12 protein-coding genes are annotated in these 23,796 nt (G+C 46.2%); 9 read left to right on the top strand and 3 right to left on the bottom strand.

Annotated features, from left to right (window positions below; translation table 11 throughout):
• Positions 1-177 precede the first annotated feature (177 nt).
• The 5 genes from recN (at position 178) to ONB37_08065 (ending at position 9,073) form a co-directional block, all read left to right on the top strand.
• On the top strand, positions 178-1,920 hold the full coding sequence (recN, locus tag ONB37_08085; GenBank protein ID MDZ7400105.1) for a DNA repair protein RecN: 1,743 nt from the start codon (positions 178-180) through the stop codon (positions 1,918-1,920).
• A gap of 628 nt (positions 1,921-2,548) precedes the next feature.
• Positions 2,549-3,628: a tetratricopeptide repeat protein gene (locus ONB37_08080; GenBank protein ID MDZ7400104.1), complete on the top strand. Its 1,080-nt coding sequence runs from the start codon at positions 2,549-2,551 to the stop codon at positions 3,626-3,628.
• 221 nt (positions 3,629-3,849) lie between these two features.
• Positions 3,850-7,296 carry a DNA polymerase III subunit alpha gene (locus tag ONB37_08075; protein ID MDZ7400103.1) on the top strand — a complete coding sequence of 1,149 codons (3,447 nt, stop codon included), beginning with the start codon at positions 3,850-3,852 and terminating at the stop codon, positions 7,294-7,296.
• Positions 7,297-7,577: 281 nt separating this feature from the next.
• Positions 7,578-7,877, top strand: coding sequence for a DUF4282 domain-containing protein (locus tag ONB37_08070; GenBank protein MDZ7400102.1), 300 nt, complete (start codon positions 7,578-7,580; stop codon positions 7,875-7,877).
• Between the two features lie 146 nt (positions 7,878-8,023).
• Entirely contained in the window at positions 8,024-9,073 is a 1,050-nt protein-coding gene (locus ONB37_08065) for a ThiF family adenylyltransferase (GenBank protein MDZ7400101.1), read from the top strand.
• A 161-nt stretch (positions 9,074-9,234) separates the two neighbouring features.
• Here the strand turns inward: ONB37_08065 and ONB37_08060 are convergent, their stop codons facing one another.
• From ONB37_08060 to ONB37_08050, 3 genes are all read right to left on the bottom strand, one after another.
• Complete coding sequence (locus ONB37_08060; GenBank protein MDZ7400100.1) at positions 9,235-10,242, bottom strand: hypothetical protein; 1,008 nt, start codon at positions 10,240-10,242, stop codon at positions 9,235-9,237.
• Positions 10,243-10,555: 313 nt separating this feature from the next.
• On the bottom strand, positions 10,556-11,563 hold the full coding sequence (locus ONB37_08055) for a S1 family peptidase (protein MDZ7400099.1): 1,008 nt from the start codon (positions 11,561-11,563) through the stop codon (positions 10,556-10,558).
• A gap of 132 nt (positions 11,564-11,695) precedes the next feature.
• A complete protein-coding gene (locus tag ONB37_08050; protein MDZ7400098.1) occupies positions 11,696-12,121 on the bottom strand; it encodes an NUDIX hydrolase in 426 nt (141 codons plus the stop codon).
• Between the two features lie 426 nt (positions 12,122-12,547).
• Here ONB37_08050 and trxA point away from each other — a divergent pair, with 426 nt between their 5' ends.
• From trxA to ONB37_08030, 4 genes are all read left to right on the top strand, one after another.
• A complete protein-coding gene (gene trxA / locus ONB37_08045) occupies positions 12,548-12,877 on the top strand; it encodes a thioredoxin (GenBank protein MDZ7400097.1) in 330 nt (109 codons plus the stop codon).
• 253 nt (positions 12,878-13,130) lie between these two features.
• Positions 13,131-13,985 (top strand): hypothetical protein, encoded by an 855-nt coding sequence (locus tag ONB37_08040; GenBank protein ID MDZ7400096.1) that lies wholly within the window; start codon positions 13,131-13,133, stop codon positions 13,983-13,985.
• Between the two features lie 387 nt (positions 13,986-14,372).
• Positions 14,373-15,737, top strand: coding sequence for a TrpB-like pyridoxal phosphate-dependent enzyme (locus ONB37_08035; protein MDZ7400095.1), 1,365 nt, complete (start codon positions 14,373-14,375; stop codon positions 15,735-15,737).
• A 607-nt stretch (positions 15,738-16,344) separates the two neighbouring features.
• A complete protein-coding gene (locus ONB37_08030) occupies positions 16,345-23,763 on the top strand; it encodes a S8 family serine peptidase (GenBank protein MDZ7400094.1) in 7,419 nt (2,472 codons plus the stop codon).
• Positions 23,764-23,796: the final 33 nt, after the last annotated feature.

Genomic DNA, 23,796 nt, shown 5'->3' with positions numbered 1-23,796 from the left:
TCACTTCGATTGGTGCGATTCCATTCGATTGGAAACGACATCAATTCGTTTGAAGGCCCTCTGGGAAAAATAGCTCTAATGATGGGCCCAAATTTCAGCTCAATTCCCTCCAGAGTACAATAAGAGATCAGTTCATATTTGCTATTCAAATCAAAAAATTTAGACTCGTATTGCGACATGCTTAAAAGTCTGCACGTCGAAAATTTCGCTGTGATCGATCAGGTCGATGTCGAATTCGGACCAGGGCTCAATATCATTACTGGCGAGACCGGCGCTGGCAAATCGATTTTGATCGATGCCTTGGGTTCAACCATAGGCGGTAAAATTGAAGCTGACTCGCTTCGCAAAGGAGCGACCAAAACGGTTGCCGAATGTGTTTTTGCGATTCGCGACAATGCCGAATTGAATCGGGTCTTGCAATCGCACGATATCGATCAATTCGATGATACCGTCATCCTCAGAAAAGAGATCTCTGATAGCCTCAGAAATCGCGCCTTCGTGAATGACACCCCAGTCCCCAATGCTGTACTGGTAGATATCGGCAACTTGTTAGTGGACCTTCATGGGCAACACGAACATCAATCGCTGTTGAACACCAACTATCACATTCAATATCTCGATGAATTTGGGGGCTATCACGCCTTGCTCGATCAGGTTCGGCAACATTACCATCGGTTGGTCGAGCTGATCGAACAGCTCAAAGAATTAAAACGGCAACAAGAGACGGTGAATGAAAAACGTGATCTGTATGAATTTCAGCGGGACGAAATCAATGGAGTAAATCCCAAACCGGGTGAAGAGGAGGCGCTGCTTCAGGAGGAGAAAATCCTCCAGAACAGCGAGAAGCTCTTTCAAACCACTACCGAACTCTTTGCCGAATTGTACGATAGTGAAGGATCGGTATTCGATCGCATAGCAGCGGCGCAAAATCGCTTGGACCAGTTATCGGCCATCGACAACCGCTTTGATAGAATCAAGGCTGATGTCCAAGCTGCTCGGATAGCGATCGAGGAAGTTGCCAATTTCCTCCAACGCTATTTTAACAGCATCGAATTTAATCCGGAACGGCTGGAGCAAATCCGAATGCGGCTTGGTCAGTTTGCCATGCTGAAGCGCAAGTACCATCGCACCATCGATGAGCTCATCGCCTATCGCGATCAGATCGTTCAGGAGTTGCAGCAGATTGATAGCATGGATGACCTGATTTCGGCCAAGGAACGGGAGATAGAACAAAAGCGAGCAGAATTGATCCAGCACTGCCAGGCATTATCTCAGCGACGACATGAAGCTGGGCACAGATTAGAGCAGGAGGTGCTGAGTCGACTGGCAGAGTTAGGCATGAAAAACGCTCGGTTTAGCGTTCAAATCCGATGGATTCCAGATGAGAAAGGGATTATCACCATCGATCAAACATGCTATCGCGTTTCAGATCGCGGGCTTGATCATGTGGAATTTTATATTGCGACCAATCCTGGGGAGGATTTAAAGCCGCTGGTAAAAGTGGCATCAGGTGGTGAAATTTCGCGCATTATGCTGGCGCTGAAATCCTCTTTGGCCCAGGTCGATCGTATTCCAGTGCTGATCTTCGATGAAATCGATATGGGTATTTCAGGCCGTATTGCCCAGGCCGTGGGCTTGGCCTTGAAACGGCTTTCCAAAACCCATCAAATTATCTGCATCACCCATTTGCCTCAGATCGCCAGCATGGGCGATCACCATTTCGTAGTAGAAAAGATCGTGGAATCTAATTCAACCCGAACAACCATTCGAAAGCTCACCCGCGAGGACCGGGCGATTGAGATCGCGAAGCTGTTGGGTGGCCAGTCCGTTACCGAGACACACATCCAAGCTGCTCGGGAATTGATCGAAGAGGCGAATCAATTCGAAAGTCATATTGCGCACCCAAATTACCAAAATTGATGCTTTGATTCACAAAATGGTAATTCCCCAATAGCCTGTCTATGTCCTTTCCGAATTCTTGCTAAATCGTCTTGGTCAAACTCGTCAGAAAGACAAGCTTCTTTTCGCAGTTGCTGCTGAGCAAGGATAGACTAAAAATTCAAAACAAAAAGTCTTAATCGCTGGCATAATTATTGTATAGATATAGAATCAGCGATCGGAGCCGATTTAGGCGAAGATCGAGGAATTAGATGTTTGGACATCAGAATTTCGTCTTTGGAGTAGGCTGCAAATATGGCAAAACCCTTAAAAGGCGGACCTCTGGTGCAAGGGGTCGGAACATTTGGAACTGAAAATGGAATTGTGCTTATGAGACTTTCCCAATTTCCAAATTGAAAGACGATGCTTGCAAATTGCAATAGGAAACTCAGCCAGACATTATCTAAAAATAAAATTCATTCAAAAATATTGCATTTTTCATGATTATTTATTATAATAGCATCGCCTGTCAAATTGGAGGTGATTGGGCCATTTCGCCCCGCATCGTGCAAATTTTGCTGATGAGGTTCAATGGGCCGGATATTCGAAGACAACTTAGCACTGCATCATTTAAAATTCGGTGGAAACCAATTTTAAGGAGGAAAATATCATGAAAAACACCAGAGCCCTCATGAGTTCTTCATTGGTATCGCTCATCATCATCGCACTGGGGCTGTTTGTCCTGTGCATGGGGCGCGCACCTCACGTTAATTTAGATGAGCCACTGATTGAAGGGGGCGGAATCGCTGCGGAATCGGATAGCTCTAACGACGAGCTTTCTGCGTTATTAGATGATGCCACTGATTCTGAAAGCATCTCCGGCAACTCCGAGGCGTCGTCATTTGAAGATAGCGACTTGTCCAGTCTCCTGGCTGAAGATGATGATAACAAAGCATCAACGAACAGTGATGATGGAATGGATGAGATTTTGAGTTTGCTGGAGGATAATGGCACCGAGTCAAACGATAGTGGGAATAATGATAGTTTCGAGTCGTTTGCCGAAGCGGACGCGAATAATCGCCTCAGTAAGAACGCATCAGATTCCGATGGTTCGTCTAAAGCACCCCAGATGGCATCGGCCGATCAACTATCCGAAGAGATTAGCCAATTGGAGAGTGTATTATCCGAAAAAACATCGGAAGCGAATAGATTGCAAGCTGAATTAAATAATTATGATCAAAAGATCGCGGAGTATCAACGAGCTGCCTATTCGCCAAGTAGCGGCACTCCGGTTCGGACTGTTAGCACCAGCAAGCCCGCGCTATCCAGCGCAGCGGAGGAATCCTACTCGCCTCAAAGCGAAAGTCGCGCTGCAGGCGGTAGCGATTATGAAGCAACTTATAATGCTGCACTGGAGCAATATCGCAACAAGCAGTATCAGCAAGCGATTGCGACGTTCGATCGGCTGATTCAAAGAAATCCCAATCACCCCCTCGCTGCCAATTGCCAATACTGGATTGGCGAGTGTCGCTTTGCCCAGGGAAATTTTTATCAAGCCATTGTCGAATTCAATAAAGTTTTCGCTCATGATTCGCCTGATAAGCAGGATGATGCTCAGTTGATGTTAGGCTTGGCTTATTTGAAGCTTGGCGAATTGAATATCGCACGAGTCGAATTCGATTGGTTGGTGAGCTGTTATAACTCTAGTGAATATCTGAATTCCGCTCATCATTACTTAAGCCAATTCTAATCTACTTTCGGCTGGGAACCAGTTCATAAGCAGAGCTGGTTTCCAGCCCTTTTTACCCTGCGGCAGCGACCTACCTATAAAGCCAGATGATGGCCACGGCATTGCTATTTTCCCAATATTCCAATATTGTTGTTTGTCGGTAGTAGCAGGCAATCTCGGAAGTTTATCATTTTTCATTTGATTTGCTGGAAAGTGGTTTCAAAATTTGGGACATCGGCTTTATGAGCGATTTTGTTCATCTTCATAATCATTCGCATTATAGCTTATTAGATGGCGCCTGCAAAATCGAAGATCTCATCGAAGCGTGCCGGGAATTTGGGATGGATACCCTGGCTTTGACCGATCATGGCAATATGTTCGGTGCGATTGAATTCTATACCAAAGCGCGCGAGGCTGGCATCAAACCGATTATTGGCGCTGAGGTATACATCGCTCCCGGCAGTCGGTTCGACCGATCTTCTGCGAAAGGAGCTAAAGATGCGTCGTTTCATCTGATCCTGCTGGCGAAAAACGAGACGGGCTATAAGAACCTCATGAAGCTGGTGTCGGCAGGCTTTTTGGAAGGATTTTATTACAAGCCGCGTATCGATAAGGAACTGCTTCGTCAGCATGCTGACGGGCTTATTGCATTATCGGCTTGTTTAAAGGGGGAGGTGCCGCAGCGCATTTTGCAACAGGATCTGGCTGCGGCTGAGCGGGCCGCCCTCGAATTCAAGGACATCTTTCATGATGATTTTTATTTTGAAATTCATCGCCACAAGATCCCCGAAGAGGAAATCGCCATTCAAGGCATCGCGCAATTGAGCAACAAGCTCAATATCCCAATGGTCGCCACCAATGATACTCATTACTTGAAACGCGAACATGCTTTTGCTCACGACATCCTGCTTTGTCTGCAAACCGGCAAATCTTTGGAAGAAGAGAACCGCATGCGCTTTAACACCAACGAGGTCTATTTCAAATCGCCTGAGGAAATGAAGCAGCTTTTCCATGATTTTCCCGAGGCGCTTCGAAATACCCGTTTGGTGGCCGATAAATGCAATCTAACGCTCGACCTGAAAAGCGTTCATTTGCCTCGCTATCAAGTGCCTGAGGCATATGGCAACATATCTCTGGATGATTATTTGCAGCTATTAGCGGAACAAGGACTGCGAGAACGGTATCCCCAGGTCACGCCCGAGCTGGAAGCGCGCTTGACCTACGAATTGGACATCATTAAAAAAATGGGCTATGCTGGTTATTTTTTGATTGTGAAGGATTTCATTGATCATGCTCGCAAGGAGAAGATCCCAGTGGGACCAGGACGTGGATCAGCGGCTGGCAGCCTTGTCGCTTATGTCTTACGCATCACCAATATCGATCCGATCCAATATGATCTCCTGTTTGAGCGGTTTCTCAATCCTGAGCGCGTGAGCATGCCGGATATCGACATCGATTTCTGCTTTGAGCGCAGGGAGGAAATCATCCAGTACGTCAAGAAGAAATATGGCGAACAAAACGTCACTCAGATCATCACCTTTGGCACCATGGCAGCGCGCGGTGTGATTCGCGATGTCGGTCGCGTGCTGAAAATGAGCCTTAGCGAAGTCGATAAAATTGCTAAAATGATCCCAGAAAAACTCGGCACAACGCTGGAAAAGGCGCTAGAACAGGTGGCTGAGCTTCGCCAGGTGGTCGAACAAGATGAGTTGCATCGGAAATTGATCGAGAACTCGCTCATTCTCGAAGGGCTGGCGCGACATGCTTCAACCCACGCCGCTGGTGTTGTCATCACCCCGGACGAGTTGACCAACTATACGCCCTTGTTCAAATCCAGCCAAGGCGATGTAACCACCCAATACGACATGAAAACCCTGGAGAAGATCGGCGTATTGAAAATGGACTTTCTGGGCTTGCGCACGCTGACCGTAATCGATCATACCCTCAAATTGCTCAAGAACCGCGGCATTGAATTGGACTTGGATCAATTGCCATTAGACGATCCGGCGACGTTCCAGATCTTCTGTAACGGAGAGACCGTTGCGATATTCCAATTTGAAAGTTCGGGCATGAGGGATTGCCTGCGTCGTCTGAAACCAGAGCGGATCGGCGATTTGATTGCAATGAACGCGCTGTATCGACCTGGCCCAATGGACATGATCGACGATTTCATCGCTCGCAAACATGGGGAGCAAAAAATCGAGTATCTCCATCCGCTCATGGAGCCGATCCTCAAAGAGACCTATGGCGTCATGATCTACCAGGAGCAGGTGATGCGAGTTGCCAGTGAGCTAGCGGGATTCAGTCTCGGAGGGGCTGATCTATTGCGGCGCGCAATCAGCAAGAAGAAGCTCGAGCAGATAAAACAGATGCGCGAGCAGTTCGTCGCTGGTGCGGAAAAAAAAGGCATTTCCCCTGCCATCTCGAATGAAATTTTTGACCTCATTGTTAAATTTGCTGGCTACGGCTTTAACAAATCTCATGCAGCCGGCTATTCGCTGATCGCCTATCAGACCGCCTATCTCAAAGCCCATTACCCAGCCGAATTTATGGCCGCGAACCTAACTAGCGAAATCAGCGACACCAGCCGCATCGTGGTGCTCATCGATGAGTGCAAACGAATGGGCCTCACAATTTTGCCACCAGATGTGAATGAGAGTGAATTCGAGTTCACCGTTGTAAATCAGGCGATCCGCTACGGTTTGGGTGCGATCAAAAATGTTGGCAGGAATGCCATTAATTCGATCCTGGCGGCTCGAAAAAAACTTGGTCGGTTCAAAACCATTTTTGACCTCGTTGCTCATGTCGATGGCCGGCTGGTCAATAAAAAGGTGCTGGAAAGCCTCATCCAGGCAGGGGCAATGGATTCGCTCCAAGGCCATCGCGCCCAATTGATGCAGAGTATCGATCTGGCTGCCAATTACGCTCAGCGCATCCATCTGCATCGCGCTAATGGTCAGACCAGCATTTTTGATGCAAGTGGGCCCAGTATCGGCCCGGATACACCACCGTTGCCAGACGTAGCTCCATGGAGCCATTCTGAGCAATTGAGCCGAGAGAAGGATCTGCTCGGATTTTACTTCTCTGGACATCCGCTCTCCAGGTACAGCATTGAGCTGAAAATGTTCTCCCAACATACGCTGGATCAGCTCCGTTTCCTTAGCGATAAGGCCGAGCTAAAAACGATCGCCATGATTACTGGCATCAAAAAGCATTTTGACCGCAAAAATCGGCCGATGGCTTTTGTGACCATTGAAGATTTGACCGCGACTGGGGAGCTGATCATCTTTGCTGATGCGTTTGAAAAGCATCGACAAATTGTCCACGAAGATTCCATTCTCCTGGTGATCGGAAAAGTCTCGATGAAAAATGGCAATGACGAGGCGAAAATTTTGTGCGATGATTTGATCCCCATCGATCAGGTATGGGAACGCTGCGTCAAAAATATTAAATTTTCCCTCCAAGTTAATCAGCAGAGCGAACATCATTTGCGCGAAATCAAAAATATTCTGACGAAAAATCGAGGATCCGTGCCCGTGTTGATCAATCTGAAAACGCCCGAAAACGGTGAATATACGTTTCTTTCGAAAAAAATCACTGCTCAACCTTCCTCGGCTCTGATCTCCCAATTGTCGAACATTATCGGCTTAGAAAACATTTGCATTGAACTTCAGCCCCGATCTTTGTAATAAGCTAGACCGAAATAAATTCGTAAAATGCCCAGCCGATGTCATCATGCGTTGGGAACTTTTTGCCCCTCCACGGGTAAATGTGTCAACCGTGCGATCTTTTTGTCGTTCGATAACCTAATTCTCAGAATGCCATGTGAATCGCAATGTGAGGCGGAGATTTTCATTCGATCAAATGGGCCATAGCGGTCACTCCGAATAGGATTTTAAAACTCATTTTCTCAAATCTCAATTTATCAAATTCGATTTTCCAAAAGTTAAATTACTCGCAGGGAGGAACCATGGAAGAACCGAAGGGCTTTTTTACCACATTATTTGACTTCTCATTTTCAGAATTCATCGTTCCAAAGGTGATTCAAACGTTATTTGTCATCGGGATTCTCGGGGCCGCGGTCGGCGCCTTTTTCTTCATCGCCTGGGGATTTCGGGCCAGTTTCTTCGCTGGTCTGCTTACCATTCTGCTCTCCCCAATCGTTTTTGTCATCTATGTGATCCTGGTTCGCGTTTACCTCGAAGTCGTGATGGTACTGTTCCAAATATCAGATACACTGAATAAGATACTGGCTCAGAGGAAAGAATAGAATGGAACTCAATTTCAACTGAGAATCATTGATGAAAACCGAACTGGCAATATCGCGAATCAAGGAAAGGAGTTTAGCTCAATGAGGTCATGAAAATTGAGCTATTTTAAAAATTCGGTATGGTCATATAAATTTCAAAAGACTGCATGAAGACAAATTTCGGTTCAGAAGAGTTCGAGCGCTATGCGCGCCAAATAGCGTTTCAGGAGATCGGCCCGGCAGGGCAGGAAAAGTTAGCCCGGGGTCGGGTGATGATCTTGGGATGCGGCGGCCTTGGGGCGGCCTCGGCGTCGATCCTGGCGCGTGCCGGAGTGGGCTATCTAAAGTTAGTCGATCGCGATTTTTTAGAATTGAATAACCTGCAGCGTCAGCTTTTGTATGAGGAACATGATGTCAAGGAGGGATTGCCTAAGGCCATTGCAGCTCAGCACCGCATCCAGCAGATCAATTCCACGATCAACACCGAAGCAATCATTGCCGATGCCAATCGATTCAATATCGAATCGCTGATCAATGATGTCGATGTGATCATCGATGCTACGGATAATTTTGAGACCCGATTTCTATTGAATGAGGCGTGTGTGAAGCACAGCCGTCCTTGGATTTACGGTGCTGCGATCGAATCCTATGGTCTGACCATGACTATTCTCCCCGGAGAAACTGCTTGCCTTCGATGCGTGATGGAAAAAATCCCCGAACCGGGAACAGTCCCGACCTGCGAAACTGTCGGTGTTTTGGCTTCCATCGTCGCGATAATCGCCTCCATTCAATCTGCCGAAGCGATCAAAATAATAATCGGGAACAAGGCAGCGATCAATCGCAATTTGATCAGCATCGATGTCTGGCAGAATAGCTATCAGACTATTGATATTGCGAAAGAAAAAATTCAGAAGAACTGCCCGGTCTGCAATCAGCGGTGGTTCGATTACCTTGAGGGCAAGCACGGCAGTGCCTTCACTACGCTGTGCGGCCGCAATGCGGTGCAGATTCTGCCATTTAAACAAACCCAGCTCGATCTCCCTCGATTAGCCATCCAGCTTGCGGAACTGGGTGTGGTGAAAGCCAATGAGTATTTGATCCGCTTTGAGATCGAAAATTATGAATTATCCATTTTTCCCGATGGCCGGGCAATTGTCAAAGGAACCACCGATACAGCAATTGCGCGCAGCCTCTATTCCAGATATGTAGGGAATTAGTACCTGAACGGAAACTCACCTAATTATTTCGACCCAAAGGAGAAATCGGTAAATGAAATAACCTCAAAGTGACCAGATTCCTCACTTCGTTCGGAATGACGGTTGGCTAAAAATTTAATCGTTTTCGTTGACGCACTAATTAGATTGAAAACGTCAATCATCTACTCCAGGGCAGCCTCAGCCATGGCCCGCACATTTTCGGCTGGCACATTGGGCAATAGCGCTTCGTGGCTAGGGCTGACGACCAGACACGGACCAAGCAATGCTTTCACGCGTCGTACTTCTTGTTTGACCTCATCGGGGCTGGCATGTACCAGTATTTGCTGCGTATCGATGCCACCAATAAAAGCGACCTCCCCCTTAAATTCGCGGGCTAAAATCTCTGCATCCATGTTGCTGGCTTTTGCCTGAAGTGGGTGCAATGCCTCAACCCCAAGGTCAATTAATCGAGGAATGACTTTAAAGATCGAACCACAGGAATGGAGAATCACCTGATAGCCATAACGATGCCCTTGGTCGGTCAATTCCTTGAAATAAGGAAACACGAACTCTTCGAACAATCCAGGGCTGATGAGTAGATCGAGTTGAGTGCCAAAATCATTCCCAAAAAAGAACGCATCGATCAGATCCCCAGCTTGCTCGAAGAATCGACGATTCGCCTCCAGGTAAAAATCGATCACGTGACGGGTCACGGCATGCACCACATCAGGATGAGTATACATCTTGATGAAATAATTTTCCATGCCGAAGAAATCGGCGATCTCATGGAAGAACGGACACCAGAAGCCGCTGGCTCGATATACATCTCCAGCTTGTCTGAGCTCGGCCAATGTCTCGGAAAAATCGAGATAATCGGGATTCGGCCAATCGAAATCATGAACTTGCTGGACATCCTCGCAATCGGCAAAGACGCCCTCGGCACTGAGCTCTTTGCCTTTGCGTTGCATGTCCCACATCGGTTTCCCCTCAGGATGTTTATAGGAGTTCCATTGCGGACATATCCAGCGGAAATCATCTTGAAGCATCTGGCGGATATGTTCCATATCGGGTTGCTTGAAGGCGTTGAGATAGATCGGCTCCGTATCGGGATGGGGTTTACCCAGCCAAAAACCGACACGATCAGCCGCTTTACCAGAAATGATCGTTCGAATCCGTTCACGATGCGTCATGCTTATCAAATTTCCTCAAATTGATTTACCAAATCGCAAAATCCATGGTTAGAATTTGATCTCGCGCTCAGAGTTAAGTATCGGTGAGCCTCGCAACTATGGCAAAGTTCATTCTGGAGGTTCTTTTCAGAGCGGTTCAGTTCCTTACTTTGGCGATGATTACACCAATCCATTTCATCCATCTACCAAACAAAATTTTATTGGATTTCTCATGATGAGTTCTGTTGCACTAATGCGAAATGCTTGGCCGAACTGCTTTCAAAAATAGCGCTGCTTTATGCAAAAAAGACCTTCAGCACCACGTTCGAGCATGTCACTCAAAATGGACCTCTAACAGATCTAAAACCTGCTGAATTGGGTTAAAAACAGTCACTTCATTAGAACCGGCAAATAGTAATCCCACTGCATTATTTCCATCGGCAGTTACCAGCAGGGAGCCAGAATCCCCTGGGGCGGACATATTGGTCGTGATGATCTGATTTTCAAAAATGGCACTTTTACCATTGCCATAACCGACCTCGACCATGGTATTCAGGCTGGTAATCGTGCCTTCGGTCACAGCAGTGGTTCGTCCGCTTTTTCTCACTTTCATATTTAGTTCAGGTTCAGCAATGCCATGGACCGTTCCCAAGTTGAGAATTTCATCCGTAATGCTATCGCCCCAGGGCGATGCGACCGCTGCGTCGACCACATTCACGGCATCTTCGATCCGAAAGGGGGCCAACCGCGATTTTGAACCAAACCGCGCGGCAAGATAATTCGCGATTTTGGCGATCCGAGCCGCGATCGAACATACGTTCGTTTCACTTTTTTTGAAGCTGATCGGGACGAAACGTTCCAGTTGAGCAATCAAGTCCTGCGGAGCGCGTCCGCCATCGATGGGACCCGGCTGAACGATGGCGTCCTTTTTTCGTGCGTCATTACTGTTGGCCAAAACATGATTATTGGAGAGGATCAGTTTTTTACCGGTTGCATTATCTCGCACAACTGCACCGAAGGTACCTGCCGTAACATATTCGTGGCCGATACTCACCCCAGGCGGCGCTGGGCGCCAACGTTCGGTCCGCGACTTATGAATTATGATCCGACCCACCGGCTTGACATCAGTGACGACTCCCTTAATCGCTTTCGGAATGACGTCTCGGCTGGCTAATTGCGCCGCCGGAAGCTTGTCCGAAACAAAAACCACCAGACCAATTTCTCCTGTGGTTCGATGATTTGACATTTTATAACCAATCCCGACGCCGACAACGTTCTTTTTTTTCATGAGCTCAAACTGAACCCGTTTTTGTATTGCCAAAATCTGTTGGATGGTTGGCATGTTAACCTCTCTTTCCTTTCAATTAAAATTTTTTCAGAGACTAATCGAGCGATCGTTTTCAACTGAGATGGCGAGCCATGAAAAGTGGTGATAGGATCTCGATAGGATATGTTCAACCCATGAAATTGAGATTTAATAACAGGGCAATAATGAAACATTTTTTAAGACCAGTTCCCGTTCTTTGGGGTAGGTGAGTTTGCCTACCGCAGCGTCAGCGCTCCACCATTGGAGCCGATCTACCTCATTATTTGTCCGAAACGGCATCGGAGCAATTAATTTCATATTCCAATAAAGCACTAACTTGGGAACTTTATTCGTAACATAGCAAACACAGCCGGCAAAATTTTCAATTTCTGCCTGGCACCCTGTCTCCTCAAACACCTCTCGAAGTGCCGCCTCGTGCCAGGTTTCGCCTGGCTCTAATTTCCCTTTGGGCAATGTCCAGTCATCATGCTTCGGCCGATGGATGATCGCCAGTTCGTTACCATGAGCAGTCGAACGCCATAGCAAACCACCAGCAGCTTGGATGACATCAAGCTCAGTCAGATTTTGAATCATCAATGAATTCTCCTGCTTAACTCTTTTTGGTTTGTTTCATAATAGTGCTTATGATAATCAAATTCTATCAAAAAATCAAGCATTTTTCTGACAACTCTGAAACGCTGAGATCCTTGCCAGATCTGAAGGAAATCCCCAGAATAATCGCTCTATCGCCCTCTTTGCTATTTTGCAATTTCCGCATATTCGATTATCACTGATTTACCCAAGATAATAATTTTATATCTTATCCTCCTTAATCAATTTTTTTAAATTGTGCTTGCAATTTTAAATGATAATTTTTATCTTTAAGGCAATTTCATCAGAAGGCGATCATGGATTTTTGGTCGGATAAAGTTCACGCACGCCATAGGATCTTGATCTCATACATGCATGTCAATTGAGTAATCCAAAAAAATAAAAATGACTAAAATGGAGCGAACATCGATGAGCAACTTGCTGGCTATTAACGAAGAAAATTTTGAAAATGAAGTGCTGCAATCTCCTCATCCGGTCTTGATCGATTTCTGGGCAATTTGGTGTGGGCCATGCAAAATGATCTCTCCGATCGTTGATGAATTGGCGCGCGATTATGAGGGAAAATTGAAAGTAGGCAAATGCGATGTAGATTCAAATCAGCGGATCGCTATTAAATATGGCATTCGCAGCATTCCGACATTGCTGCTGTTTAAAGATGGCAAGGTGGTTGACCAAATCATCGGTGCCGTTCCGAAGCATCACATTAAAGAAAAAATCGATAAAATATTAGGTGCCTAAAAGAAACCTCTTTTAAAGAAATTTTGCTTGACATTCAGCGCTTTTGTTTATATATTCAGACCAATTATTTGAGGCGAAAATGATGATGAACCGATTGACATTGGTTTTTATGTGGCAAAAGTGCTTTCATTGGTGGTGGTATATATGATCGGGCGGAATTAGTCACTGTACAGGTGTTTCATAAATAAATCAACCAATTCCAGCCCACTTAAGCTTTTTAAGTGGGTTTTTTATTTAACCCTCAGGAGGAGCCGTGATTCAGAGAAATGATCAGCAGCTTAAGATTGGAGAACTCCCACATCTCAGAATCGTTCCTATTTCCCAAATTATTTTCCACGAAGATCCAGACTTAGAGCGATCCTCAAAACTGATCGAGTATATCAGGAAAGAGAATCGATTGAAAAATCCTCCGGTCGTCGCCACTCATTCTGGCACCGATAAATACATCTTATTGGATGGGGCCAACCGATTGACTGCCTTGCAGGAACTGAAAATTCCCGATGTGCTGGTCCAGCATATCGATCTATTCGACCCAGGACTCATCTTTCTCCACTGGCATCATGCCGTTGAAAAATTCAGCAAGGCTGAATTTTTGGATAGGATCGGTAATATCCCGGACATCAAGATCACAAATCATCCCAAGAATGAATTGATCGATAATGAAAACGGGGATCTGCTCTGCCAAATTCAATTTGCCGATGAGACCGTTTACCACGTTCATGCTCATACCGATTTATTTCAACGGATCAAAGATCTCCAGAACATTACGCAAATCTACAAAGGTTTTCAATACATGGATCGGGTGAGTTATACAAATCTCGATCATTTGAAGGCCAATTATCCCCAGTTTTGTGCCTTGATTGTATTTCGAAGATTAGAGAAGCAAGAATTGGTAGAGGTCACCAATCGCGGTATCAGGATCCCCAGCGGCATTACCAGAATCATTCTGCCGAAACGAGCGTTGCGAATCAACGTGCCGTTAGACATATTGCGGTTCGATGTCTCTGTAGAACAGAAAAATTACTGGTTGCAGAAACGTATTACCGAGCAAATACGCGATAAGTCCATCCGTTTTTATCATGAGCCGACGTTTTTATTTGATGAATAATTTGCGGACCATTTTTTGGATTCTAATTCTGCTTTTGATGTTTGATTTTTTATCGCGATCTATTATCTGAGCTGTTCAATACCAGCAACATGCTAAAGGACATAATTCCGTTCGAAGCGAGGAATTAACTAACTATTCCTCGTATGAGATTGCTTCATCTCCGCTGAAAAGCAGATCTGAGCATCGGTTCTAAATTTGGCATGTTGGACAACGGTGTATCGAAACTAATGGACCTGTCCAATCAGCTAATTTCGAGTCATTGAGAGAGGTGAAGCAGCGCAGCAGTCTTTGCTTTTCGCTCGATTATTGGATTCCTCGCCATGCTCGGAATAACTGAATTCGATAATTTGCAAATATCCCTATCCAAACTAACCGAAAGGAGTCATTATGAAGACGACAAAAATTCTTCTCTCCGAGAAAGATCTACCACACGAGTGGTACAATATTCAAGCAGATCTTCCCAAGCCGTTACCTCCAGTGCTGCATCCGGGCACCAAACAGCCAGTGGGACCCCAGGATTTGGCACCGCTGTTTCCGATGGAATTGATCAAACAAGAGGTGAGCACCGAGCGGTGGATTCCGATTCCAGATGAGGTTTTGGACATCTATCGGCTCTGGCGTCCGTCCCCCCTGTTTCGGGCTTGGCGGTTAGAGAAGGCGCTGGATACGCCAGCGAAAATATATTACAAATGGGAAGGAGTTAGCCCGGCTGGCAGCCACAAGCCAAATACGGCTGTGGCCCAAGCATATTACAACAAGAAAGAAGGAGTGAAAAGAATTACGACCGAAACTGGCGCTGGCCAATGGGGAAGCGCGTTGAGCTTGGCGTGCAACTTTTTTGGTCTGGAATGCAAGGTTTACATGGTGAAGATCAGTTACAATCAGAAGCCGTACCGTCGAATTATGATGCAGACCTGGGGGGCCCAGGTCGTACCAAGTCCCAGCACCGATACCAATGCTGGCCGGATGGTCTTAGAACAGGATCCTGATTCTCCCGGGAGTCTGGGGGTTGCCATCAGTGAGGCGGTTGAAGATGCAGCGATGAGAGAAGATACCAAATATTCGCTGGGAAGCGTGCTTAACCATGTGTTACTGCATCAGACCGTGGTGGGTTTGGAGGCGAAGAAACAAATGGAGCTGGCGGGAGATTATCCTGATGTGGTTATTGGCTGTGTGGGCGGTGGCAGCAATTTCGCTGGCTTGGTGTTCCCGTTTCTCCATGATAAATTTAACGGAAAAAAAGTAAGAGGGGTGGCGGTAGAGCCTGCTTCCTGCCCAACGCTCACTCGCGGCCCGTATGCCTACGATTTTGGGGACGTGGCTGAGATGACACCGCTTTTAGCCATGCATACCTTGGGCCACAAGTTCATTCCGCCTCCGATCCATGCCGGTGGGCTTCGCTATCATGGGATGGCTCCGCTTATTAGCCACCTGGTCAAAGAGAAAATTCTTGAGGCCGTTGCTTACAAACAGTTGGAAACCTTCGAGGCCGCAAGAACCTTTGCCAGAGCCGAAGGGATTATCCCAGCGCCAGAATCTGCCCATGCGATCCGCGCCGCAATCAATGAGGCTTTAAAAGCCAAGCAAGCGGGCACGCCAATAACAATCCTGTTCAACCTCAGCGGTCATGGACATTTTGATATGGCGGCCTACGACGCCTTTTTGGCTGGCAAACTTGCCGATCATGAGCTCCCAGAGGACGAAATTAAGCGCACTTTGGAGTTGATCAAGGATTATCCAAAAGTGGCCTAAGCGACATTATTCATATTTTCATTTTGCCCACGAGTCCAAACTATATTCATCAATGGCTCGTGGGCTTTTTTTTATAAATCTGAGCCTTGAGAAAAGGTTTGACCACTAGATTGAAAAAAAATCATTTTGGCGAAGTTTTCAAAAATTCATTTTGCTATTAGCTCTCAAAAAGAAATTGAATCGCAAAAATTTTCATTGACATTTTGATTTATTTTTATTATTATCGATTAATTCAATCTGGTACCAAACGTTCCTCTGAATAAAAAAAATCGATCGAGGATTTTTCAATATTTTATCACTAACCAAAACTCTGCTGGGACATCTTTACGCACGCCTTCTTTGGTCATTCCCAGACTTATTCGCGCTTTAATTGCTGGCGTTTTTAAATATTTGTTCTCCGCATGCCACTAACTAAATTCATCTCACCGCTCGTCAATGGATCAGGGAGGATCGGACAATGTTACTCAGGCTCAAATTCTTTCCTATCTCTTGGCTTTGTATTGCATTTTTATTGACCCCAAATTTCTGTTCAATTACTTTCGCACAATCTACCAAGATTCAAGCGTATCATGGAGCGTTCAAGTCTTATTTCACTTCGAATCGAATTGTGATTAAATTATCAACGGCTGCTCCCAAACTGGTTTTCAGTCAAAAAAACGGCATCATTACCACTGGAATTCCATCGCTTGATCAGCTTAATTCGCAGTTTAAAGTTGTCGCAATGACCCGTCTCTTCCCTGGGGCTGAAAACATGTGGGAAGGCGGGCAATTTGGACTTGATCGGGTGTATCGGCTTGAGCTCGCTCCACAAGCTGATATTATGGATGCTGTCACTGCCTATGCATCTAACCCATTCATTGCATCCGCTCAGCCGATCGGTATCCATCGGGTTTATGGTGTCACACCAAATGATCCCGATTATTCCAAGCAGTGGGCCATGATTAAAATTCATGCTCCTGAAGCGTGGGAAATCAGCCAAGGAGATAGCACAGCAATTCTGGCGATTGTGGATACTGGTGTCGATTGGCAGCATCCTGACTTGGGAGGATTGAACCCCTATTTGAGCGGGAATATTTGGACCAATTGGATTGAATATAGCGGGGTAGCTGGGGTTGATGATGACCAGAATGGCTATGTGGATGATATACGCGGCTGGGACTGGGTAGATGTGGCGCCTGGGGATTATCAGCCCTTCCCTGGGGAGGATGGGACCCAGCCCGATAACAATCCCATGGATTTCAATGGGCATGGCACACATTGCGCTGGGATCGCCAGCGCCATTACAGCTAATGGGGTTGGGGTATCCGGATTGGGCTGGAAATGCAAGATTATGCCATTACGAGCAGGATGGTCAGCCAAGTATTCGGGCTATGAAGTTGGTCTAGTGGATATGTCGTTCTGTGCTCAGGCCATCTATTATGCTGCCCGAAACGGTGCGGTAGCAATTAATTGTAGCTGGGGCTCAAGCAATAGCGGAGGAATTGCGGACGCAGTGAATTTCGCTACTGCAAGAGGGGTCGTGGTCATTTCGGCTGCTGGTAACGACGACTTTCCCGAATCCTCCTATCTTTGTTCGCGGGCTGATGTGATTTCAGTCGCCGCAACCGAGCCGAGGGACTTGAAAAGCTCATATTCCAGCTACGGATATTGGGTAGATATCTCAGCCCCGGGCGGAGATACACCGCCATCAACAGATATGATTTATAGCACCTACTATGATCATACGACGAACGCCCATACCTATGAATGGCTGCGCGGCACATCGATGGCCGCTCCCCACGTTGTTGGACTGATCGGTCTCATTTCCAGTCGATTTCCAACTTGGAATTGGCGAGACAAAAAAGATCGCTTATTATTTACGAGTGAAAATATCGATCAGCTCAATCCCAATTATCTAGGAAAATTGGGTGAGGGGAGAATCAACGCACTGGCTGCAGTCTCTCAGATTGAAATCCCCTTATTCACGACTTTTTTTGAGGAAAATTTCGATCACGGCCTTCCGGCCGATTGGTCTGCTGATCCCTATTGGCGAGATGATGATCCTGGCAATCGCAATGCTGATTTTGATGATCAATATCAACCAGGTACGATTAAAGTTGGGTATGATATCTGGTCTCCTCCGTTTTTAATTGTCGATAGCGATTATGCTGAGACTGTGGACGTGGACGCTTCCCTGATCAGTCCAATCATCGACTGTTCCATGTATTCGAACATCCGACTGGTGTTCAATAATTGGTTTCAAAATTATGCGGGTAGCTACAACGAACAAGGGGATATCGATATCCGCGTCGATCAAGGGCCATGGCAGACAGTCGCCAGCTTCAAAGATGTGGGAACTTATAACATTGTTGATGCAGCAAAAGATATCGTCATCAAACTCCCCTCAGCTGTCGATTATCAAAGCAGTGTTCAGATTCGATGGCATTATTATAACGCCAATTACGAATGGTTTTGGGGGATCGATAATATTAAATTGATGGGCGAGTTAATAGAGCGCGATTATTTCGTCACCATTACGCCCCAGACAGTGACGATGCGGGGCGAAGCGGGGGATACGCTGAACTATCCGCTCAAGATCAAAAATGTCGGATTGCTGAACGATAGTTATGACCTCGTTGCGGTTGAAAACCAATGGACAACGACATTTTGGGATTCGGCTGGCAAGACACCGATCAATAATACTGGCCTGGTCTCTTCCCGACAAGAAAGAGTCATTCTTGCTCGGGTTATCATTCCAAGTGATGCAGAAAATGGGGCGAGCGATCAAGCCCGAGTAGTCGTTCGCTCCACGAGTGATACGACTGTCTTCGCGAAGGCAACATTAAAATCGGTTGTCGCCGCGATAGGACGTATCCCTTGGTTTGATGATTTTTCCACTACGATCATCGATACTTTAAAATGGTGCATGAATAGGGGACCAGCCACAGTTAACACTAATGGCTCAAATGAACCCAGTCAACCTTATTCCTTAAATCTCAACGGAGACGCAATCGGCGGCGATGAAATTCAATCTTGCGATATTGACCTCTCAGCTGAAAATAATGTGATTTTGAGCTACTACTATCAGCGGACCGGTGGTGGTAATTCGCCAGAGGCTGGTGAAGATCTTTTTGTGGACTATTGGAATGCCTCTGGCACATGGGTAAACCTGAAACATTACCCTGGCGATGGAATCGATATGAATCAATTCGATCAGGAGGTAATTAATTTGCCAGCCGATGCCTATCACAAGAATTTTCGAATCCGTTTTCGGAACATCGCAACTCCTGGCAATTACGACGATTGGTTCATTGATGATATTTATATCGGTGTTGGCCCAGATATATCTGTCAGCATTGATCCCGATCCGTTCGAATTTTCTCTGGAAATTGGAGATAGCACCAAAGGGGTAGTGAAAATCGATAATTTGGGTTTAATGCCTTTAAACTATTCACTCACGACTAAAGAACCGAACACCATCTTTGCAGAACCCCATTTAATCCAGATTCCTGCGCCAAGCCTTTCTGTTTCGGGAGAAGCGGCGAAATCTCCACCTTCAAAACGTATTGCACAGCCATTCATGCATGATATCGCTGGTGAAAGACTCATGTCCAGTCAGCTCGACATATTGCTTATTTATGCCGATGATGGAGCAAGCGCACTGCAAAGCATCCTGCTCGGATACCCAGATATTCGCAAGGTGGATACTTGGCTGGCTAATCAAAGCGGCAGTATTCCCAACCTGGATTTCGTGCGGAAATATCATTTGGTAATTGCTTGGAATAATTACCCCTGGTTTAACAAATATGCCATTGGCGATCTGTTGGCCGATTTCATCGATGTGGGTGGGAAAGTCATTACGACGGTCGACTGCTGGAGCGCCGATCCCTTCGATTCGCGCGGGCGCTATTTTGATGCGGGCTATTGTCCTTTTATTTCCCTCGGTGGCGCTCAATTTTCTCCTCGGACGCTCGGCTGGTTCAAAGCGGATCATCCAATCATGCAAGGTGTCAATCAATTGAGAATCAGTGAATTTTATAATAATGTCGCCTTGAGCCCAACCGCTGAATTAGTGGCAGCCTGGGACGATAATACCCCATTGGTCGCCACAAACCCGAATACCGTCGCTATCAATGTCTGGCCTGGCGACGGCTATTATTGGAGCGGTGATTTTCCAACGCTTCTTCATAACAGTATCCAATATCTCTTTACTGCGGGCAAAACGAATTGGTTAACTTTTCAACCCAATTCAGGGAATGTTTTGCCCAAAAGCAGCGACACTGTGATCGCTCGTGTTTCTGCCGTCGATCTGATCCCTGACAGCGCCTATTCGGTCGATGTTATTATCCGCAGCAATGATCCCGACGAAAACCCGATCTCTTTTCCCGCCTCGCTGTTCGTTAAGATGACCGATTACTATTTTGTTGTTGAACCGTTAGAGCTGAACGCTCGCGCCAAAGCAGGGGATACCCTGAGTTATAAATTATCAATAAAAAATTATGGCCAGTTAACGGATAGCTATGATCTGTCAGTGATCAACAACCAATGGAGCACAACTTTTTGGGATTCGACTGGCAAAATTAGCATACACAACACCGGTCCAGTCCCACCCAAATCCAAGTTCAATTTGACCATAAAGGTCGTGATCCCGATAACAACCGCTTTCGAAAACGCAGACACAGCGGCCGTTCAGATCCGCTCGGAGAGCAAACCAAACCTAGTCCGGACTTGCCAGGTTCTATCAACATCGTTGGGAATACCGACGGCCATTCCGTGGTTCGACCAATTTACGTCTACAACACTCAGCCCAACCAAATGGATCCGTAACATCGGTCCCGCCAACGTGAATAACCTTGCACTAAATGAGCCTAGCCCTCCATATTCGTTAAATCTCGATGCCTATTCGACCGGCGGGGATGAAGTTCGTTCGCAATTGATCGATCTATCTCAGGACAGCTTGGTCGTTCTCAGCTATTTTTGGCAGCGAGGTGGATCTGCAGATCCTCCAGATGCGAATTCCACGCTTCAAATCCAATTTGTCAACCCAGCGAATCAATGGCAATCTCTTAAGGAGTACACAGGCAATGGAAGATCAGATTCGATTTTTTCCTTCGAGGAGATTGTTTTGCCGAAAGAGGCATATCATAATGCTTTCCAGTTGAAGCTGAAGAGCAGCGGATTCAATACCACAGCTTTCAACGATGATTGGTTCATTGATGACATCTCAATTTCTCTTCCAGCAAAAATCAAAGTTGATCCTGCAAATTATGATATTACTTTGGTCGCTGGTGATAGCCTTGTTTCTGCAGCGCCGATCCAAATTCATAATCACGGGATGGCTCCGCTGCGGTATCAGATATTTGCAGTGCCGGGGAGTTCAACTGGTTCAAATCTATTTTTTGCGCCCGCCACAAAAAATTATCCTCCCAGCTATTTTTCGATGGAGTTGGAAAAAGATCAATTAGACCCACGGGTCGGCGCTCCAGTTATTCACAAAATGGGCGGCCCAGACAAATTCGGTTATTTTTGGATCGATAGTGACGAGCCAGGAGGCCCAGGCTTCAATTGGATTGACATCTCAAACGTTGGGACGGAGATTACTGGATTATATGGCGATTCGAATGTGGGGTTCTTCCCCATCGGCTTTAATTTTCCGTTTTATAACAGGGTTTACTCGATGTTCCGGTTTTGCTCCAACGGATTTATCAGTTTTACCAGTGCATCAAGCGATTGGTCCAACGATCCAATTCCCAACCAGAGCGTTTTCGATCTTGTTGCTCCATTTTGGGATGACCTTTTTGTGGACACCAATACCAAAGCATATTATCATTTTGACGGTGAAAAATTGATCGTTCAATTCAACAGATTTCGGACCAGTTCAGCTCAGTATAATACTTTCGAAATTCTCCTTTATCCAGACGGGCGGATCGTTTTTCAGTATTTGATCATGCAAACCAGTTCAGCATCAGCAACCATTGGGATACAAAATTATAATGGGAGTGATGGCCTTGAGATCGCATTTAATAGCGATTACGTTCACAACCGCATGGCGATTCACATTTCAACTGGTTTGCCGTGGCTTCAACTAAGCCGAAAAGCTGGGCTTGTTGTCGCTGGACAAAGCGATGCCATAGGCATTAGATTTTATGCAACGAGTTTCAAATCAGATACAACTTTGTATGCGAATTTGGTCATAAAGTCCAACGATCCTTTGGCTCAGTTCACCCGAATTCCAACGAAAATGAAAATTACTACAGCAGAATTCATCAGCGGCCAGATCCGATCGGATTCCAAGCCGTTGAAAGATGCCATTGCCCAAGTCTGGGATGAGTACCCTTCTGGGACAATGATTGACTCTGATACTACCAGCGCTGACGGAACATATTTTCTTACGGTACCGCCGTCAGGGGATAAATATACTGTCCGCGCTTATTGTCATAGGTATTTCCCAAGTTTCAAAGAACAGGTTGCTGGTAATACCGCTAATTTAATCTTTCAATTGAAGCCAATTCCAAGCATTACTCCCACCACGGAGTGGGTTGATTTTTATAGCAAAAACTCCCATTTTTGGGGCGGCCTTGTCCAAATGGGAGATATTGTCACCGCAGAAGACCCCGATGGTGTGGTTTGTGGAATTTGTACGGTTGATAAGAGCCCTGGCAATTATGGATTCCTGCCCGTCTATCGGGATGATCCATATTCTACAAACGTCGATGAAGGAGCAGAGCCAGGGGATTCCCTCGTATTTCGAATCAATGGTTATCAAGCAAGGCCGATGGGGCCAGAAAGTCCCATCTGGACCGCTCACGGTGATATCCGAAACGTTGATCTACTCGTCGAAGAAATTGACACAGTCAAAATCCAATTGGTCACCGGTTGGAACCTTGTATCCTGGCATGTGGAGCCAGCCAATGATTCGACGCATGCGCTGCTGAAAGATTTGTTGTCTAATTGCACAGTGGTAATGAGTTTTGAGCAAGGGGCACTGGTCTACGATCCGAAAAATCCAGATCTGAGCAACCTGAAGCGGCTCGATCATCTCCATGGATATTGGTTCAGGATGCTGAAATCAGATACACTGGTGATTATCGGCAATCCAGTCGATTATACGATCGAACCGATCAGTTGTGAACGTGGCTGGAATCTGGTCAGTTACCTGCCCACGCAGCCCGATTCGGTCGCCCATGCTTTCCAAACAGTCATAAATCACCTGGTTAGAGCATACGGATTTGACAACGGCGCTAAGACCTATGACCCCAAGCATCCCGAATTCAGTACTCTTAACTTTCTGTATCCCGGGTCTGGCTATTGGATGTATCTAACCGCATCAGACACACTGATCTATCCGAAGCCGATACCTGGTATCAAACGCTCTGAACAGCCTGATGAATTAATGCATCTTATCGCCTCGTCCCAATCGAATGAAAGCAGTCTTATCCCCACTTATGAATGGATCAATCTATTTGGTGATAGTATTGAGCTCGATGGGAAGTTGCTCGCTCGCGGAACGCATATCATTGCTCGGGATGCTCAGGGCACAATCTGTGGAGAATTTATTGTGTCAATTCCAGGTCGGCTTGGATTCATGCCGATCTACCGCGACGACCCAGCAACTGCGATTGACGAGGGGGCGGTCCCTGGGGAACCGATCTCGATCTTCTTCAATGATTATGAGTTACCCATGCAAATCACTTGGACCAGCTTCGGTGATCTGATAGATGTGGCTCCTCTGATCACCTCTTTGAATTGCAAACCGACAAATCTTCCAGACAAATTTGCCCTCTCATACAATTATCCTAATCCATTCAATCCGCAGACCACTATAAAATTTCAACTGCCGCAGCGGCAATATGTCACCCTAAAAATCTATAACATGTTGGGACAGGAGATACGGACATTAAAGGCCGAAGAAATGGAGCCAGGCTATTATAATGTGCTTTGGGATGGTCGAGATAACCAGGGTATGCTGGTGGCGAATGGCGTTTATTTATTTCAGTTGAAAGCCGGCGTTCATCAAAGCACTAAGAAAATGGTCATGTTGAAATAACACCGATTTCTGGGGTGCCAATGAACGATAAAG

The sequence above is a fragment of the candidate division KSB1 bacterium genome (assembly GCA_034506395.1).
Taxonomy (GTDB): domain Bacteria; phylum Zhuqueibacterota; class Zhuqueibacteria; order Thermofontimicrobiales; family Thermofontimicrobiaceae; genus Thermofontimicrobium.
This window is presented reverse-complemented; position numbering and strand designations above follow the sequence as displayed.